An 18,366-nucleotide genomic window follows, 5' to 3' on the forward strand; every position below is an offset into this window, starting at 1 on the left:
TTTCGGTCGGTCGACGCAAATGCGCAGTATCTTCGGCCACCCGCCGCCGATACGGCATAAATGGCCACGCCCTTTGCTTTAGCCTTGATCCATCATGGCCGGCATATCTCCGTCGGCACCCGCTCAAGAACGGATGGACTTCTTCATGACGCTCTCCTTTGACCCGACCACGCTTCGCCTTCCAAAGGGCCATTTTATCGATGGCCGTTATGTCGAGGGAGCCGATGCGCTGGAAATCCGACGTCCGAGCGACGGCAAGCCGCTCACCGCCATTCCGGTCGCCGATGCTGGCCTGGTCAATGAAGCCATCACGATTTCGGCGCGCGTGCAGCGCCAGTCCGACTGGGCAACCTGCATGCCGCGCGACCGCGCCCGTGTTCTGCGCCGTTTTGCCGACCTGATCGACGAGGAAGCCGGTTACCTGGCACAGCTGGAAGCCGTCTGCTCGACAAGGCCGATCACGCAGGCGCGTCAGGGCGACGTGGTCAACTGCGCTGACCATATTCGCTTCTTCGCCGAATTCGCCGACAAGGAAGGCGGTCAGGTGGTGCCGACGGCGGATGCGCAGATGGGCATGATCCTGCATGAGCCTTATGGCGTGATCGGCGCGATTGCGCCGTGGAACGTGCCGCTTTCCATGGCCGCCTGGAAGCTCGGCCCAGCGCTGGCGGCCGGCAACGGTATCGTCATCAAGCCATCCGAGATGACGCCATTCTCCACGCTCTATCTTGCCGAACTGGCGGTGCGCGCCGGCATTCCTGCCGGGCTCGTGAATGTCGTGCTCGGCGATGGACCAACGACCGGCACCGCCATCACCACGCATCCGCTGGTTGGAAAAGTCTCCTTTACCGGCTCCACCCGCGCCGGTGCGCAGATCATGTCGGACATTGCCCGTACCGGCATCAAGCCGATGACGCTGGAACTGGGCGGCAAGAGCCCGCAGGTGGTGTTTGCCGATGCCGACATCGATCTCGCCGCCGCCTGCATCGCCCGCTCGATCACCGGGAATGCTGGTCAGGTCTGCGTGGCGGGTTCGCGGCTGATCGCGGAAAAATCGGTGGCGCAGGAACTGGCGGCGAAGATCGCCACGCATATGGCGGCGATGCGACCGGGCCGGACATGGGATGCCGACACCACCTATTCGCCGATCATTTCGGAAACGCAGATTGCCCGCATCGAAGCCATCGTCGATGCCGCGAAATCGGCCGGCGCCGACGTGGTGACCGGCGGCTGCCGCATGGGCGCGGAGGGTTATTTTTATGCGCCGACCATTCTGGCCGGTGTCGATGAAACCAACCCGGCGGTGACGGAAGAGATTTTTGGCCCGGTCCTGAGCATCCAGACATTCGAGACCGAGGAAGAGGCGACGGCACTGGCCACCCACCCGACCTATGGTCTGGCATCCGGCCTGTTCACCCGCGATCTGTCGCGGGCGATCCGCATGTCGCGCAAGCTGGAAGCCGGCACCGTCTGGGTCAACCGTTACGGCCGTTCGCGCGACATGATCCTGCCGACCGGCGGCTACAAAAGTTCCGGGCTTGGCAAGGATCTCGGCCGGGAAGCCTATATGGGCGCGATGCGCACCAAATCGGTGCTGATCGATCTGTGATCATCGAAAACTTCAATACGAAAATGGCCCGGAGCAATCCGGGCCATTTTTTTGTATCTATATCCAGCCGTCAGGCATGAGCAAACTTGCGCACCAGTTCCGGGTCCTGTTGCAGATTGTCGAGCCAGGTGGGATCGAGCGTCGGCAGCGAGGAGGCCAAAAGTTTTGTATAGGGATGGCGCGCTTCGGCATGCAGGTCGGCTGCGGTAAAGGTTTCGAGTTTTTTGCCGGCGAACATCACCATCACCTCGTCGCAGAGTGACTGCACGGTGTGGATATCGTGGCTGACGAAAAGATACGACAGATGCAGTTCGCGCTGTAATTCCTTCAACAGTTCCAGAACCTTGGCGGCGACGACCGTATCGAGCGCCGAGGTGATTTCATCGCAGAGCAGGACATCCGGTTTTGCGGCCAGCGCACGCGCCAGATTGATGCGCTGGCGTTGCCCGCCCGACAGTTCGCGCGGCAGCCGATGGCGGAACTGCGCCGGCATCCGCACCATGTCCAAAAGCTCGATCACCCGCTTGTCGCGCGCCTCGCCCTTCATGCCGTGGTAGAATGTCAGCGGGCGGCCGATGATATTGCCGACCGTCTGGGCCGGGTTGAGCGCAGTATCGGCCAACTGGAAAACGATCTGCATTTTTCGCAGCTCATCCTTGCTGCGCGCGCTGACCTGCGGCCGCAGGTCCTTGCCGTCGAGAACACAATCGCCCAATGCCGCCGGCAGCAGGCCTGCCGCGACGCGCAGAAGCGTGCTCTTGCCGCAGCCGGATTCGCCGATGACGCCAAGCGAATGGCCGCGCTGGAGCGTGAGGCTGACGCCATCGACCGCGATGATATGCGGCTTGCCGTCGCTTTTGACATTGCCGTAACCGGCAACGACGTCGCGCAGTTCCAGAACCACGCTGTTGGCGGGGCGTGAACCTGCCGCTTCCGCTTCCACCGGCTCGAAAGCGGAGATAAGCGCCTGCGTATAGGGATGGGCGGGTGCGCCGACGATCTGTTCCGTTTCGCCGGCTTCCTGAACCTCGCCGTCCTTCAAGACGATGATGCGATCGGAAATCTGTGCCACAACCGCAAGATCGTGCGAGACATAAACGCCGGTCATGCCGCGGTCGAGAATGGCGGACTTGAACGCCTTCAGCACCTCGATCTGGGTGGTGACGTCGAGCGCGGTGGTCGGCTCGTCGAACACGACGAGTTGCGGATCGCCGATCAGCGCCATGGCAGCGGCAAGGCGCTGCAACTGGCCACCCGACACCTGATGCGGATAACGGTCGCCGATCGTATCGGGCGACGGCAGCGAAAGGCTGCGGAACAGGCCGATCGCCTTCTGCCGCGCGGCCGCCTTGTCGAGAATGCCGTGGATTTTGGCGACCTCGACCACCTGGTCCATGATCTTTTTCGACGGATTGAACGAGGCGGCAGCACTTTGCGGCACGTAGGAGACCGTGTTGCCGCGTAGTTTCTGGCGTTCCTTTTCATCGAGCGCGATCAGGTCCTTGCCGTTGAGCAGAACCCGGCCGCCGGAAAAATGGCAGCCCGAGCGGGCATAGGCGAGAAGTGAAAGCGCAATCGTGGTCTTGCCCGAGCCGGATTCGCCGATCAGCGCCAGCACTTCCCCGCGCCGCACATCGAAGGAGACGCCCTTGAGGATTTCGATCGTGCGGCCGCTGTCGGTGGTGGCAGCCACTTTCAGGCCTTCGACCTTGACCAGCGTTTCGCCCACGGTTTTCGAATGATTGGTCATGGTCTACTCCAGCTGGTCGCGGATGCGCTGCGGCAGGTTGTCGATCAGGAGATTGATGGCGAGCGCAAGGCTTGCTAGAGCCAGCGACGGCACGACGACTGCCGGCGATCCATAGGAAATGCCGATCATGTTTTCACGCACCATGGCACCCCAGTCCGCGAAAGGCGGTTGCACGCCGAGGCCGAGGAAGCTCAAGCCCGACAGGAGCAGGATGATGTGCACGAAACGTAAGCCCAGATCGGCCATGATCGGCCCGACGATGTTGGGCAGGATTTCGTGGATCATCACATAGAAATGGCCTTCGCCGCGCGCCCGTGCGGCGGCGATGAAATCGAGCGCGTTGACGTTGACCGCCATCGACCGGGTGAAACGATAGCAACCGGGGAAAAAGATGATGGTGATGGCGAAAACCAGGATCGGGATGCTGGAGCCGCCACCGGCGACGATCACCAGTGCAAGAAGCAGGTTCGGGATGCCGACAAAAGTGTCGATGGCGCGGCTGAGTATGGTGTCGAACAGGCCACCGAAGGCGGCGGCAGAAAGCCCGAGCGTGATGCCGATGAGGGCAGCCAGGATAAGGCCGACAAAAGCGATGCCTATCGTATAACGGGCACCGACGAGCAGGCGGGAATAGATGTCGCGGCCGAGATAATCAGTGCCGAGCCAGTATTCATGGCTCATCGGACCAAAATAATCGTAACTGACCATGTCGCCGACCGGATAATGTACCAGAAGCGGGGCGAACAGGGCGATGACGGTCCAGAACAGGATGACAGCCAGGCAGATGGCGGCGATCGGGCGGATCCGGAAACGGAGCTTGCGGCGTGGAGCGGCGGAAACGGTCATCAGCGCAACCTCGGATTGGACAGGATGGCGATGATGTCGGCAGCGGTGATCAGCACCAGATAGAAACCGCAGAAGATCATTGAGCAGGTCTGGATAAGCGGCATGTCACGCGTGGTGACGCCATCCACCATCAGCTTGGCGAGGCCCGGATAGTTGAACACCGTTTCGACGATGATGACACCGCCGAGCAGGCCGGACATGCTGAGCGCCACGGAATTGACGATCGGTGCCACCGAATTCGGCAGAGCATGGCGAAGCACCATGCGGCTGCGCGATGCGCCCTTTAGCATGGCCATTTCGACATAAGGGGTGGCCATGGCATCGGCGATGGCGGCGCGTGAGAGGCGGATCATCTGCGAGCAGCTTCCGAACACGAGAACCGAGACCGGCATGATGAAGGCAAGCACGATGGTGCGCATATCGGCCGTTGCCGGGATGAAGGAGAGCGCCGGCAGCCATTGCAGATAGACCGACAGCCACATGACCAGCAGCGTGGCGATCATGAATTCCGGAAAGGAGACGAGCATGATGGCGACCGATGAAATGGCGCGGTCGAAGATCGAGCCCTTCCAGATGGCCGCAAAAATGCCGAGGCCGAGCGCCAGAGGAATGGTGATCGCCATGGTGATGCCGGCAAGCGTCAGCGAGTTGGGAAGGCGTTCGGCGACAAGATTGGCAACCGGGCGATCGGAGACATGCGAATAACCGAGATCGCCGGTGAGAAGACCAAAGATCCATTCGAAATAACGCAGGATGGCCGGGCGATCGAGGCCGAGCGTTTCACGCAGCTGCGCGGCCGCCTCGGTGGTGACCGCCTGGCCGAGCAGTTCCTGCGCCGTGTCACCGGGCAGAAGTTCGGTGATGAAAAAGACCGCCAGCGATACGAGAAACAGCGACAGAATAGCGATTGCCAGCCTCCCGCCGATCATCTCCAGGATGCGTTTGTTCATATGGGCTGGCCTCTCGCTCAGTCTCGAAATCCGACAGAAACGGCGCGCGGAAAACCGCGCGCCCTGATTGATCAGGCGTCGAGCCAGACGGTATCAGCAATATTGTAGCCCTGCAGCATGCCGAGCGGGTGCGGATTGAGGCCGCCGACCTTGGTGCTCATGGCATCGGCGCTGGCGATATAGGCCGGGATGATGGTTGCGGCGTCCTTTGCCACCATCGCCTGCATTTCACCGTAGATCTGCTTGCGCTGCGCCTCGTCCAGCGAGCCGCGGGCTTCAATCAGCATCTTGTCGAACTTGGCGTCGACATAACGGCTTTCATTCCAGGCGGCATCCGATTTGTAGAGCAGCGAGAAGAGGATATCGGCTGTCGGGCGGGCATTGATATTGCCGAAGTGGAAGGGCGCCTTGATCCACTGGTTCGACCAGTAACCATCGGCCGGCATGCGCTGCACATCGATCTTGACGCCGATCTTGGCGGCATCCTGCTGCAGCACCATGGCCATGTCCGGCGAGGCCTTGGCGGCATCCGAGCAGATCAGCGGAATGCCGACGCCGAGAAGCCCGGCCTTTTCGAAATGATGCTTGGCAAGTTCCGGATCGAAGGCCTGCGGCACGACATCGGCGTTGAAATAGCGGCTGGCGCGCTGGATCGGCTGGTCGTTATGGGCTTCGCCCAGACCGCGCAGCACGGCGCGGTTGATCGCCTCGCGATTGGTGAGCGCCCGGATACCGGCGATAAAATCCTTCTTGGAGCCCGGTTCCATATCCATGCGGATATTGAGATTGGTGTAGCTGCCGCCCGGAGCCACCATCAGGCGCAACGAAGGATTGTTCTTCACAAGCGGTGCCGAGCGGGCATCCATCGAGGCGCCGATATGAACATCGCCGGACAGAAGCGCGTTGACGCGGGCGTTTTCATCCGGAATGCCGAAAATCTCGATACTGTCGACAAAGGCCGCATCCGACTTGAAATAGTTGGGGTTGCGCTTGCCGACAGTGCGGATGCCGGGCTCGAACACTTCGGTCATGTAGGGGCCGGTGCCGACGGCCTTGGTGAAATCCGTCGTGCCGGCCGGGATGATGACGAAATGGTAGGTACCAAGGATGGCCGGAAGGTCGGCATTGGGCAGGTCGAGTTCGATGCGCACCGTATTGGCGTCGACGGCCTCGATCTTGGTCATCGCCTTGGCGAGCGCATTGGCCCGCGAGGTCAGTTTCGAATCGACGTGGCGGCTCAGCGAATAAACGACGTCGGCGGAATCCATCGTCTTGCCGTTGTGGAAGGTCACGTCCTTCTTCAGCTTGATCGTCCAGACCTTGGCGTCCGTCGTGTCGAAACTTTCGGCCAGCTCCATCTGCGGCGTCAGCGAGTTATCGAGCACCGTCAGCTTGTTGTAGAAGGTCGACATGCGCATGTAGTCACCCTGCGCGGAGGCACGCACGGGGTCCATCGTATCGGCCGTCGACGTCGAGGCGAGCGCCACGCGAAGGGCGCCGCCCTTTTTCGGCGTCTGGGCGACAGCATTTTGTGCCGAACCGATAAAGGTGCCGGCGGTGGCGGCAACAACGCCGCCGGCGGCAAGCATGCGAAGCAGATCGCGGCGGGTCGCACCGCGCCGAATGGCATTTTCGACTGCGCTGTCGTCGTTGCGGCTCCAGCGGGACTTATCGAACTGATGTGTCATGGCGATGCTGTTCCCTATTATTGTTGGTCAGAGAGCCTTTTTTGACCTTTTCGGGCAGCCGAACTGGCAAAGGACAGGAAAGCTCACTGCACTCACTATCGCTTGCCCAGGGGTAAAAGTTACGCGGTTTTCGGGTCCGCGACCGCATAATGTTTTATGAAATGTTAGCGGACAGGTGTTGTGTGCTGCGATACCGGCTTTGATGCCTTTCGCGGAAACCGGAGCCGTTCACCGCCATCCCGAACGGGTCCTGCAACTGTTGACGTGTAATTCAGGCAGGGCGGAAATGGACGGCAACTCCCGGTCGCCGCCCACGTCATTTTTGCCTCAGGCAGCATCCTTAGACGATTGCGATGACAGTGCGAGCTTTTTCGCGGCCACGAAATCGACCTTGCCCGAGCCAAGCACCGGCACGATACCGACATTGACCTCGGCCGGCACCATCATGTCCATGGCGCCCTTCGATTTGGCAAAACTTGCGAAATCGCCGCGCGTGGCATTGGGAGCATCGGTAAGCAGGATCAGACGTTCACCCTTCTTGGCATCCGGCACCGAGGAGACGACCGAAAGGCTGCCCGGCCACAACTGTCCGGCCAGAGCCTCGACAGCCGCCAGCGACACCATTTCGCCACCGATCTTGGCAAAACGCTTGGCGCGGCCGCGAATGGTGACAAAGCCATCCTCATCGATGGTGACGATGTCGCCGGTATCGTGCCAGCCGCCTTCGAGCGGTTCGATGACGCCCGGATTTTCGGCCCTGAGATATCCGGCCATGACATTGGCGCCCTTGATGAACAGTCGGCCGCCTTCATCGATGCCCGGCACCGGTTCGAGCTTCCATTCCATGCCCGGCATGATTTTTCCGACCGTGCCGGAGCGGTTGAACATCGGCGTGTTGAGCGAGATGACTGGTGCTGTTTCGGTGACGCCGTAACCTTCGAGAATACGCAGGCCGAATTTTTCCATATAGGTCTCGCGCGTCGACGACTTGACCGGTTCGGCACCGGAAAAGATGTAGCGGATCGAGCGGAAATCATACGGATGCGCCGTGCGGGCATACCCGTTGAGGAATGTGTCGGTGCCAAAAATGATGGTGGCATTCGACGTATAGATCAGTTCCGGCACGATGCGGTAATGCAGCGGCGACGGGTAGAAATAGACCGGTACGCCGGCAACCAGCGGCAGAACGGTGCCGGCGGTCAGGCCAAAAGAGTGGAAGACCGGCAGGATGTTGAACACCTTGTCGCCCGAGTGGAAATCGATGCGCGAGGCGGCCTGGGCGGCGTTCGACAGGATGTTGCGATGGGTGAGCACCACGCCCTTCGGAGACCCTTCCGAACCGGAGGTGAAGAGGATGACGGCGGTATCTTCCGCCGTCTGTTTCACCAGCGGCTTGTAACGGCGGAAAAGCCCCAAAACCTTGTCGAAGGCGGTGATCGTTTCACGCAGATCGTCGAGCCAGACAATGGTCACTTCCTTTTCCATCTCGGCGATGATCGGACCGAGCTTGCCCTGCGTGACGAAGGCGTGTGAGCAGAGCACATGCTTTACCTGCGCCGCCTTGCAGGCCGACAGGATGTTGGCCGCACCGGCGGTGAAATTCAGCATGGCCGGTACCTTGCCCGCCGACATGACGCCCAGCACGGTGGCGGCAGTGCCATTGGCATTCGGCAGCATGACACCGAGCGTCTTTTCGTTCGGGAACATTTTTTTGAATTTTGCGCCCAGAACGGCAGCACCTGTGAGCAGCTTGCCGTAGGACAACGGGCCGCTGATCGGATCCTCGACGGCCAGCTTGTTGCCACCCTTTTCCTGCGCCGTTTCGATGATGCGCTCGAGCACGGTGAGGTTGGTATTGGTGGTCTTGAACAGGAGCATGGACATGATCCTGTAGAGCGCGGCACCGGCGGCGATGCGGCGTTTGCGACCTTTAAGGTCTTCCGGCACTTCGAGACGCACCGGTTCGAGAATGGTCACCTTGACCTTGGGGAACAGGCGACGGCGCACCTGACCGCCGGAAAGCCGCGAAAAATAGCTCTTTTCCAGACCATCGATACGCACGGGCACAATCATCGAGCCGGTCTTGTCGGCAACCATGGCGGCGCCGTCATAGACCTTCATCAGCGTGCCGGTGACCGTGAGGCGGCCTTCCGGGAAGATGCCGATGGCATTGCCATCCTGCGCCACCTTGATGAGCGAACGCGTCGCCATCGGTTTGGTCGGGTCGAGCGGCAGGAACTTTGCCATCTTCAGGAAGGGGCGCACCCACCATGCCTGGGCGATCTTGTAATCGACGGCGAAGACCGGTTCTTCTTCGGTGATGGCAAGCGCCAGCGCGCCATCGAGGAAACTGACATGGTTGAGCGCGATGATCGGTGCGCGGCCGGCCTTGCGGATGTTTTCCAGACCGTCGACTTCCAGACGCATGAAGTCGCGGAAGAGGATCGAAATGAAATCACGGAACGGGTTGGTCGGCAGTGTCTTCAGCATCAGCCATGCAACGGCAATGTTGATGATGGACAGGCCGAGGATGATCATCGGCACCGACATGCCGACCGCCTGCAGACCGGCGACCAGCGCCAGACCGATGGTGATGAACAGGGCCGACAGGACGTTGGCACCACCGATGACACGGGCGCGGCGTTTTTCATCCGCCCAGGTCTGCATGGCGGCAAAGGTCGGCACGGCGAGGAAAGCACCACCGATCGCCATGCCGGCGAGATCGATCGCCACACGGATGGTGTTCTGGCCGGCGAAAAATTCGGAGATCGTCTGCGCATGCGAGGTCGATTGCAGGCCCCACAGGTTCCAGGCGAGGTCGATGCCGAACAGGGCGACGATAGCGGTGCCCACAGGTGCCGGCAGAAGCACGACACGACCGGCCGACATCCAGCCGGCGATGGCCGAACCGATGGCAATCGAGATCGCGAAGATGGCGAGATAGGCCGGCACAACGAGTTCGGAGCCACCGAGAATTTCGCTGACCATGATCGGCAGCATCGACATGACGAAAGCGCCCACGAACCAGAACCAGCAATTCATCAGCGCCGAGCGCCAGACACGGGTATCCTCGCGCAATTCCTTCACCAGCGTCAGGCTGGAGCGCAGCACATTCTTGTCGATGACGAGAGATGGCGCCTGTGCGCCGGTGCGCGGGATCATGCGGGCCGACAGCCAGCACAGGACCGACAGAACCATCATCATCGGGCCAAAGATCCAGACGCTGTCACCCTCGGCAAAGGCAAGGGCCGCGACGATCGTACCGGTGAGGATGGCGATAAAAGTGCCACCCTCGATCCACGCATTGGCCTTGGGCAGATCCCGGGTTTCCAGAAGGTCGGGCAGGATGCCGTATTTGATCGGTCCGAACAAAGCCGAGATGACACCGAAGCCGAACAGGGCGACCATCAGCACGAAGATGGACGAAAAGGCGATGCCGATGACCGAGATGGCGGCGATGCCGATTTCCGCGAATTTCAGGCGTTCGGCCATCCGCGCCTTGTCGTGTTTGTCGGCAAGTTCGCCGCCGAGTGCCGACAGAAGCAGGAAGGGTACGATGAAGATGCCGCCCGCCAGCGTGACGAGGGCAGCACCTTCGGCGGCCATCGTTGCCAGGATCAGGAAGATCAGCGTCTGTTTCAGGAAATTGTCGTTGAAGGCGGAGAGGAACTGCGTCCAGAACAGCGGCGCAAATTTCCTCGTTTTCATCAGACTGTCGTGCATGGCGCTTTCCTTTTCGATCACGGCAGGAGGACCACGGAATTATTAGGCAATCATTGAAAGCCGAAATAACTCCGTGGCATCGTTAACGAGACTTAATCGTCACTGTCGCGGTTGAACTTGACGAGCAGCTTCTCGGTCTTGGCGTCTTCTATTCTGCGGATCAGCTTTTCCGATTCCGCGTTGTCGCGCAAAGTCTTGGTCATGTTGACCGTCGTCTGCACCAGCATGAGGATGCCCATGGCGAGGTAACCCTTGCCCCACAGATCGAGCGGCATCATCCAGAGGCCGAGCGCCAGCATGAAGGCGGCAGCACCAAAAGAGATGTAGGAAAAGCTGACCCAGCTGGAGGAGTGTTTCTGAAAGCTGTCGTTCATGATCTTGGTTCCTTATCGAGATTTGAAGAGTGGGGTTCAATTTCAGCAAGTGGCATCGAGGCGGGTGCGAAGACGCGTCAGCACCTCATCGGCGGAAGAGCGCAAGGGCGCGCCGCAACCGGCGTCTGCCAGGCGTTCCATCAGGCCGGCCGTGCGGGTCGGGCCGTCCATCTGCTTGAGAACGGCGGACACCGTTTCGGTCTGTTTCTGGCGGTCGCGCAGGCGCTCCAGCGTGCGTTCGGCATCATCCAGCGTGGCGAGACCGACGCCTGCAGCAGTGTGATCGATCTTGTGGGCGGCATGGGTGGCGCGGGCCAGCCGTTCTCCGCGCTGCAGTTCCTTCAGGCGTCCTTCGGCGGACCGCACGGTCGCCTTGAGGTTTGCGATGGCGCCGGAAAACTGCGCCTGCGCCTGTTCGGATGCCGCCTTCTCGGCCTCCAGAAAGGCGATGGCATCGGCGGCTTCGCGGGCCAGCCCGTCATTACCTTTCGAAAGTGCGGCCAGCGTGCGCTCCTCGAGATCGGCGATACGCGACAGGACCGCCGCGTGCTGGCTGCGCTCTTTTTCGTTCTGGGCAATGGCGACGGCCAGAGCGTGTTGCGCCGACTGGATGGACTGTGCCGCATCGCGGATCTGCTGGGCGAGCAGTGGCATGGCATGACGATCCGCGACAGCCTGTTCGGCATCATGTGCCCTTCCGCGCAGAAGTGTTGCAATCAGGTTGAACATTTAACGTCTCCCGTTTATGAACATTGTTCACGAATGAATGTGTCGCATAAACTTGAACGACGTTCAACAATTATTTTGAACATCGTTCAATATTTTTCAGGATGATGAAATGGGCCGACGGGAAGAAAAACGCGAAGACCTGAAAGCAAGGCTGCTGGAGGCCGCGCGCGATCGTATTGAACGCGACGGCGTGGCCAACCTGCGCGCGCGCGATGTGACTCAGGATGCCGGCTGCGCGCTTGGCGGCCTATACAGCGCTTATACGGACCTCAACGACCTGATCATTCACGTGAACTCAACGACGCTGAAGGCGCTCGAGCAATCGCTGGCGGTGACGGAGGTGAAGGACAGGTCTCCCACCGACCGTCTGCGCAATCTGGGACAGGGTTACCTGAAATTTGCGATGGCCAACCGCAATCTCTGGAAAGCCCTGTTCGAACACGCCCTGCCGGCGGATACGCCCTCGCCGCAATGGCATCTGGACGAACATCTGTTCCTGCTGAGCATCATTGCCGAACCGCTGAAGGAACTGCAGCCGGAGATGAGCGACGAGGAACGCGCCGTGCGGGCACGCACCCTGTTCGGCGCGGTTCACGGCATTATCAGCATCACGCTGGAAGCCCGGTTCGTCGGCCTGCCGCCGGAACGGCTGGAGCGGGAACTCGATGAAATCATCATCATGATCGCCGCCGGCGCCGCTGCCCTGCGCAGGGAGTGAACCTGAAAGCGGGCGCGTCATCGCTGCGCCCGCCATCCCTTCTGCTGGCCCGAAATCCTGAATAGATCCTCATCGTCTGCACAAAAACTGCAAACGCACCGAGCATTCTGTCGGCATGAAAAAGCACCTCATCCCAGATCGCTCCGCCCTTCCCCGTCTGCCTTACCGCCTCCTCAAGGAGAACTGGTGGCTGCAGGAGGATTTTACCGTCGAAACAGGTACCGCGTCGCCGTTCAAACGCCGCGACGGCACCAACACCTTCCAGGCCTGCCGAGGGGAGGTTCGGACATGCAATTGACGAACAGCGAAACAAACGCACCGCGCTCGCCCATCCACGGTAAAATCCGCCTGTCTGTGCTTGTGGCAATGATCGCGCTGGCTGACTTTCTGTTTTTTGCACAGGCGCCCGGCCTCAACCTCTTCCTCATGCCGATTGCACTTACCGTTGCTGTTCTGCTGTCGGCCACAAGACCACCGCGCCCCATCGCAGCCGCTGCCTATCTCGGTTTCTCGGCGCTTGCCGCAGCGCCCCTGCTGGAAGCGCCAACGCTCAGTGGCCTGATCCTTGCCATGACCGCCGTCATCCTTGTCGCGCTGGCGAATGCAAAACTTCTGCCGAAAACACCAAGTGCAATTCCCTTCGTTCTTCTGCGTTTCCTGCCGACCTTCGTCATCAGGCTGCCTCAAGCCTGCCACCGGATCTTTGCATCCCATTCCGGCCGCACGCTTTTCGGCACGACCGTAAAATCGATTAGCGGCTGGCTTTTTCCGCTGGGCATGGGGCTGGTTTTTCTTCTTCTGTTCAGCGTCGCCAATCCGCTGATCGAGATGGGTCTCAGCAATATCGATCTCAGTTTCCTGTTGAACCTACCCGATCTCGGCCGGATGACGTTGTGGCTCGTCACGGCAATCACTGCCTGGGCAATCATGCGGCCACGTCTTATCCGCAGGTTTAGACGCCGTGCACCTGAAAAAGCCGAAGCCGGCATCAAGGCCAGCACCTTTCTCGATCACACCGCGCTCGTTCGTTGCCTGTCGGTCTTCAATCTTCTCTTTGCCATGCAGACGCTGCTCGATCTCATGTATCTCTGGGGTGGCGCCGAGCTGCCGGCCGGCATGAGCCATGCGGAATATGCCCATCGCGGCGCCTATCCACTGGTGGCAACGGCACTGCTGGCCGCCGCCTTTGTGCTGATTGCCATGCGTCGTGGTGGCCCCGGAGATCACAGCCGGCTGATCCGCATTCTCGTCATTGCCTGGATCCTGCAGAATGTCCTGCTCTGCCTGTCATCCATTCTCCGGCTTGATCTTTATGTCGGGACCTATTCGCTGACCGGCCTTCGCATTGCCGCCGGCATCTGGATGGGACTGGTTGCCGCGGGCCTCACGCTCATCCTGCTCCGGATCGCGCTGCGCCGCTCCAACCAATGGCTGATCTCGATGAACCTCGTCACCCTGGCGACCGTTCTCTACCTCTGCGCATGTTTCGATTTTTCCGGCTTCATCGCCCGGTTCAATGTCGAAAACAGCCTTAGACCCGAACATCAGGGCGAACCGCTCGATATCTATTATCTCGCCTCGCTTGGGCCTTCCGCCATCGCCGCTTTCGACCTTTATCTCGCATCCCTTCCTGCCGATGCCGTCGAGCGCGCCAGAGTGGAATGCAAGAAGCAGGAACTGGTCGATCGTTTCGTTGAACGGTCCAGGGACTGGCGCAGCTGGAGCTATCGCCAGCACCGAATGGAAACCTATCTGCAATCAACCGCTTTGATCGAAAGGTGAAACAGCGATATCACCCATGCCATCGCATTTTCAGGAGAAGTCATGGCACCCCGCATCCTTGTCGTCGATGACGAGCCCAATATCCGCGAGGTGATCTGTTTTGCGCTGGAACGCGCCGGCATGACCACGGCGACGGCGGGAACCGGCACTCAGGCTATGATGACGTTTCGCGCCGGCAGGATCGACCTGATCGTGCTCGATATCGGCATGCCGGACATGGATGGCCTCGAGGTCTGCCGGCAAATCCGCAAGACATCATCTGTCCCGATCCTGTTTCTTTCCGCGCGGGATGAAGAAATCGACCGCATTCTCGGCCTCGAAATCGGCGGAGACGATTATGTCACCAAACCCTTCAGCCCGCGCGAACTGGTCGCGCGGGTCAAGACAATCCTCAAGCGCAGTGGGCCTGCTGCGATGGAGAGGAACGATCAGGAGATGACGGTGGGAGACCTGCGTCTGGACCGCGCCGGCAGGGCGGTCACGTTTGCCGGCCGCCCGCTGACGCCCACCGCGCTGGAATTTGCAATCCTCGAAGCCCTGATGGGGCGACCGGACATGGTGTTCAGCCGCGAGCAGCTGATGGTCGCGGCCTATGGGCCGGGCACCTATGTCGCCGATCGAACGATCGACAGCCATATCCGCAACATAAGGGCGAAATTTGCCGCGATCGGCGCCGACAATCTTATCACCACCGTGCATGGAGTCGGTTTCAAGCTTCATGTCGGCGAGAATGGGAGGGCGTGACATGCCGGCACCGCAGGTAAAACCGAAATGGCGACCACCCTTGGCATTGATCGTTTATGCCGTGCTTCTGTCGATCATGGCATTGCCCATCGTCAGCATCATCTGGTTTCGCACCAGCGACAACACCGCCTCGCTGACGACCACGACCGAAGCCGGCGCGCTTGTTGTCGTGCTGCTGGTAACGCTTGCGGTCGCTTATGTTCTCAGCCGCAACATTACCGCGCCGATCAACGCGCTGATCACCCGCTCGGACGAAATTGCCCATGGTGGACGGGCAGCAATCCAGCCGCTCGGAAGTTACGGCACACGCGAGATCGCCACGCTTTCGCAGAGTTTTCTCGACCTCGCCAGCAAGCTGGTCGACCGCAGCGAATATGTGCGCTCGTTTGCGGCGCATGTCTCGCACGAACTGAAATCGCCTTTGACCTCGATCCGCGGCGCGGCCGAGCTTTTGCGCGACGATGACGATGAACAGCCGATGACCAAGGCGGAACGGCAGCGTTTTCTCGAAAACATCATCGCCGATTCCAAACGTCTCGACCTGCTGCTGGCAAGGCTGCGGGAACTTGCACATGCGGAAATGCCGATCCCGAACGGGCAGATTTCGACCGACGACATCTGCCGGATGTTGCAAACACGGTTTCCCGCCTTCGGCATAGCAGCCGGTGGGCAGACGACACTGCGCCTCGCATTGCCACTCGAGGCGGCGACTGTCGTTTTCGGCAATCTTGCCGAAAACGCCTTCCAGAACGGTGCGACCAGCATCGACATCCATGTCTCTGCCGCCTCCCGCGCCGCCAACATTCTTTTCCGCGATAACGGCAATGGTATCTCGCCGGCAAACCGCGAACGCATTTTCCAACCCTTCTTTTCGACCCGTCGCCATGCGGGCGGAACCGGCATGGGGCTGGATATCGCCCGCACCATGCTGGCATCCCACGGCGGAGAGATTGCGCTTCAGGATACCTTCGAATCCGGGACCGCATTCGCGATCACCGTGCCGCTGCCATGAGATCTGCAGCATAACCAACAGGTGACCGGTGCGGGGGTGTTCGACAATTGACAATGCCGGAGCCATCGGACAGTTTGACGCCATGAGTGCATCGGCTGATTGGTTGTCAGAAAATAGCCCGATCAGCCGTAAGAATGCGGCTGAGGCGGTATTCGACGAATTGCGTTCCGCGATCGTTTCCGGCCGCATCGAGGTTGGAACACGCCTGCCATCCGAAACCCATCTTGCCAAGAAATATGGTGTCAGCCGTCCGGTCATCCGGGAGGCGCTGCGCTCGCTGCAAACGCTCGGCATGACACAGACGCGAACCGGAAGCGGGACCTTCGTCACCACCTCGGCGCCATCTGCCGATCTCAGTTACAGCGGATATTCCGCGCGCGACCTGATCGAGGCCCGCCCGTTCATCGAAGTGCCTGCCGCCGGCTGGGCGGCACTGCGCCGAAGCGAACAGCAGGCATCCGACCTCATGACACTGTGCGAGCGCATGGATGCGGAAGAAGACCCACACCGCTGGGTTATGCTCGATTCCGAATTCCACATGCTGTTGGCCAGGGCATCCGGCAACGCCGTTTTCGAAAAGATCGTCACCGATGCGCGCGACGCGCTGATGCAGCAATCGGAGCTGGTCAACATGATGGCGAGCCGCCGCGCCGCCTCAAATGGCGAACATCGGCGCATCGCCGTGGCGGTGAACGCCGGCTCGCAAGACGATGCCTCGCGAGCCATGGAGCTTCACCTTGGCCAGGTAAAGCAGGTGGTGACCGGAATTATCGGGGCAGGTCAGCCGGATCGGTGATCGGTTCGCTGGTCGGAGCCTGAACATTGGCCAGCACCTCGGGGCGCAATGCCCTTTCCAGCTGCTCGGCCGTCAGATGGCCCCGCTCCAGCACAACTTCGACAATCGTCCTGCCCGTTTCCTGCGCCTCACGCGCCACCTGCGTGGCCGCATAATAGCCGATCAGCGGGTTGAGTGCGGTTGCCAGTCCCAGCGACTGTTCCAGACGCAGCGCCATGATGCCCGGATTGGCGGTAATGCCATTGACGCAACGTTCGGCCAGAATGCGGCAGGCCGCCTCCAGATGCGCGATGCTGTCGCTGAGCGACCGCACGATCACCGGTTCGAAGGCATTGAGCTGAAGCTGACCGGCCTCGGCCGCCATGGTGATGGTGATATCGTTGCCGATCACCGAAAACGCGACCTGATTGACCACTTCCGGGATGACCGGATTGACCTTGCCCGGCATGATGCTGGACCCCGCCTGCATGGGAGGCAGGTTGATCTCGCCGATACCCGCGCGCGGGCCGGACGATAGAAGACGCAGGTCGTTGCAGGTCTTGGACAGCTTTACCGCTACCCGCTTCAACACTCCGGAGAGGTGAACGAAGGCGCCGGGATCCTGCGTCGCTTCGATAAGATCGGCCGCCGTTTTCAGCGGACGCCCGGTCAGGCGAGCGAGATGCCGGCAGGCCAAAGCCGCATAACCGGCCGGTGCATTCAGCCCCGTGCCGATGGCGGTCGCGCCGAGATTGATCTCATGCAACAGGGATGCGGATTCCAGCAGACGGGCGCGGTCTTCACCCAGCATGACAGCAAAGACGCGAAATTCCTGCCCGAGCGTCATCGGAACCGCGTCCTGCAACTGGGTGCGGCCGACCTTCAGGATGGCGTCGAACTCCTTTGCCTTGCGCTCGAAAGCGTCCTGCAGAAATTCCATCGAAGCGGCCAGTTTATCGATCGCCTCGATCGTGCCGACATTGATGGCGGTCGGATAGGCATCGTTGGTGGACTGGCTGAGATTGACGTGATCGTTCGGATGCAGGTGGGCGTAATCCCCCTTGGCATGACCGAGCAGTTCCAGCGCCCGGTTGGCGATCACCTCGTTGGCGTTCATGTTGGTGGACGTGCCGGCACCACCCTGGATGACATCGACAACGAACTGGTCGTGCAGGGCACCGGCCCTGATCTCCCGGCAGGCGGCAACGATGGCATCGCGGCGCGGCTCATCAAGAAACCCGAGTTCATGATTGGCCTCGGCCGCTGCTTCCTTCACATAGGCAAGGCCGCAAATGACGTGCGGATAACGGCTGACACTGATGCCGGTGACCGGAAAGTTATCGACCGCCCTTGCGGTGTGCACACCCCAATAGGCATCGGCCGGAATGTCCTTGGGACCGAGAAGGTCCTTTTCAATGCGTGTCGCCATCTCTGGCATCCTCCACCAAAGTTCAATCTGTCATGCTGTATGACAGATTTTTCCGTGATACTCCTCTGTGATTGAAATCGTCAAACGAAATTCATCAAACTTGACGAAGCCCTAATGATGGCCCTATGAAGGCAAAATCTGTATTACAGCATTACAAAATCTGCGACGAAACAAACGCATGATCGAACGACATCCGGCCAGACAGGCGCAGGGGTGTGAAAGCTCTAGGGAGGAGTG

15 protein-coding genes are annotated in these 18,366 nt (G+C 60.4%); 7 read left to right on the plus strand and 8 right to left on the minus strand.

Features of this window, described 5'->3' with window-relative positions:
- Positions 1 to 145: 145 nt before the first annotated feature.
- Positions 146 to 1,609 carry an aldehyde dehydrogenase family protein gene (locus ACRQ1B_RS12895; RefSeq protein ID WP_432294076.1) on the plus strand — a complete coding sequence of 488 codons (1,464 nt, stop codon included), beginning with the start codon at positions 146 to 148 and terminating at the stop codon, positions 1,607 to 1,609.
- A 70-nt stretch (positions 1,610 to 1,679) separates the two neighbouring features.
- Here ACRQ1B_RS12895 and ACRQ1B_RS12900 read toward each other — a convergent pair whose 3' ends face one another.
- The 7 genes from ACRQ1B_RS12900 to ACRQ1B_RS12930 form a co-directional block, all read right to left on the minus strand.
- Complete coding sequence (locus ACRQ1B_RS12900) at positions 1,680 to 3,359, minus strand: ABC transporter ATP-binding protein (protein ID WP_432294077.1); 1,680 nt, start codon at positions 3,357 to 3,359, stop codon at positions 1,680 to 1,682.
- 3 nt (positions 3,360 to 3,362) lie between these two features.
- The gene (locus ACRQ1B_RS12905; RefSeq protein ID WP_432294078.1) at positions 3,363 to 4,205 is read right to left on the minus strand and encodes an ABC transporter permease; all 843 of its coding nucleotides are present in this window, start codon (positions 4,203 to 4,205) and stop codon (positions 3,363 to 3,365) included.
- On the minus strand, positions 4,205 to 5,155 hold the full coding sequence (locus tag ACRQ1B_RS12910; protein ID WP_432294079.1) for an ABC transporter permease: 951 nt from the start codon (positions 5,153 to 5,155) through the stop codon (positions 4,205 to 4,207). Before ACRQ1B_RS12910 ends, ACRQ1B_RS12905 begins: the two co-directional genes overlap by 1 nt.
- Positions 5,156 to 5,226: 71 nt before the next feature.
- On the minus strand, positions 5,227 to 6,843 hold the full coding sequence (locus ACRQ1B_RS12915; RefSeq protein WP_432294080.1) for an ABC transporter substrate-binding protein: 1,617 nt from the start codon (positions 6,841 to 6,843) through the stop codon (positions 5,227 to 5,229).
- Positions 6,844 to 7,170: 327 nt separating this feature from the next.
- Positions 7,171 to 10,566 (minus strand): acyl-[ACP]--phospholipid O-acyltransferase, encoded by a 3,396-nt coding sequence (locus ACRQ1B_RS12920; protein WP_432294081.1) that lies wholly within the window; start codon positions 10,564 to 10,566, stop codon positions 7,171 to 7,173.
- Between the two features lie 92 nt (positions 10,567 to 10,658).
- The gene (locus ACRQ1B_RS12925; protein WP_432294082.1) at positions 10,659 to 10,940 is read right to left on the minus strand and encodes a YiaA/YiaB family inner membrane protein; all 282 of its coding nucleotides are present in this window, start codon (positions 10,938 to 10,940) and stop codon (positions 10,659 to 10,661) included.
- A 42-nt stretch (positions 10,941 to 10,982) separates the two neighbouring features.
- Positions 10,983 to 11,669 (minus strand): PspA/IM30 family protein, encoded by a 687-nt coding sequence (locus ACRQ1B_RS12930; RefSeq protein ID WP_432294083.1) that lies wholly within the window; start codon positions 11,667 to 11,669, stop codon positions 10,983 to 10,985.
- A 109-nt stretch (positions 11,670 to 11,778) separates the two neighbouring features.
- On the opposite strand from ACRQ1B_RS12930, the gene ACRQ1B_RS12935 reads away from it, so the two are divergent.
- From ACRQ1B_RS12935 to ACRQ1B_RS12960, 6 genes are all read left to right on the plus strand, one after another.
- On the plus strand, positions 11,779 to 12,387 hold the full coding sequence (locus ACRQ1B_RS12935; protein WP_432294084.1) for a TetR/AcrR family transcriptional regulator: 609 nt from the start codon (positions 11,779 to 11,781) through the stop codon (positions 12,385 to 12,387).
- A 115-nt stretch (positions 12,388 to 12,502) separates the two neighbouring features.
- On the plus strand, positions 12,503 to 12,685 hold the full coding sequence (locus ACRQ1B_RS12940; protein WP_432294085.1) for a hypothetical protein: 183 nt from the start codon (positions 12,503 to 12,505) through the stop codon (positions 12,683 to 12,685).
- On the plus strand, positions 12,676 to 14,169 hold the full coding sequence (locus ACRQ1B_RS12945) for a DUF4153 domain-containing protein (protein ID WP_432294086.1): 1,494 nt from the start codon (positions 12,676 to 12,678) through the stop codon (positions 14,167 to 14,169). The genes ACRQ1B_RS12940 and ACRQ1B_RS12945 overlap by 10 nt, the downstream gene beginning before the upstream one ends.
- Positions 14,170 to 14,211: 42 nt before the next feature.
- The gene (locus ACRQ1B_RS12950) at positions 14,212 to 14,913 is read left to right on the plus strand and encodes a response regulator (RefSeq protein ID WP_432294087.1); all 702 of its coding nucleotides are present in this window, start codon (positions 14,212 to 14,214) and stop codon (positions 14,911 to 14,913) included.
- Between the two features lies 1 nt (position 14,914).
- A complete protein-coding gene (locus ACRQ1B_RS12955) occupies positions 14,915 to 15,925 on the plus strand; it encodes a HAMP domain-containing sensor histidine kinase (protein WP_432294088.1) in 1,011 nt (336 codons plus the stop codon).
- Between the two features lie 82 nt (positions 15,926 to 16,007).
- Positions 16,008 to 16,721: a FadR/GntR family transcriptional regulator gene (locus tag ACRQ1B_RS12960; protein WP_432294089.1), complete on the plus strand. Its 714-nt coding sequence runs from the start codon at positions 16,008 to 16,010 to the stop codon at positions 16,719 to 16,721.
- Here ACRQ1B_RS12960 and ACRQ1B_RS12965 read toward each other — a convergent pair.
- Complete coding sequence (locus ACRQ1B_RS12965; RefSeq protein ID WP_432294090.1) at positions 16,693 to 18,129, minus strand: aspartate ammonia-lyase; 1,437 nt, start codon at positions 18,127 to 18,129, stop codon at positions 16,693 to 16,695. The genes ACRQ1B_RS12960 and ACRQ1B_RS12965 overlap by 29 nt on opposite strands.
- Between the last annotated feature and the right edge of the window lie 237 nt (positions 18,130 to 18,366).

Origin of the sequence: Endobacterium panacihumi (assembly GCF_050847465.1) — a bacterium.
In the GTDB taxonomy this organism is placed as follows: Bacteria; Pseudomonadota; Alphaproteobacteria; order Rhizobiales; family Rhizobiaceae; genus Neorhizobium; species Neorhizobium panacihumi.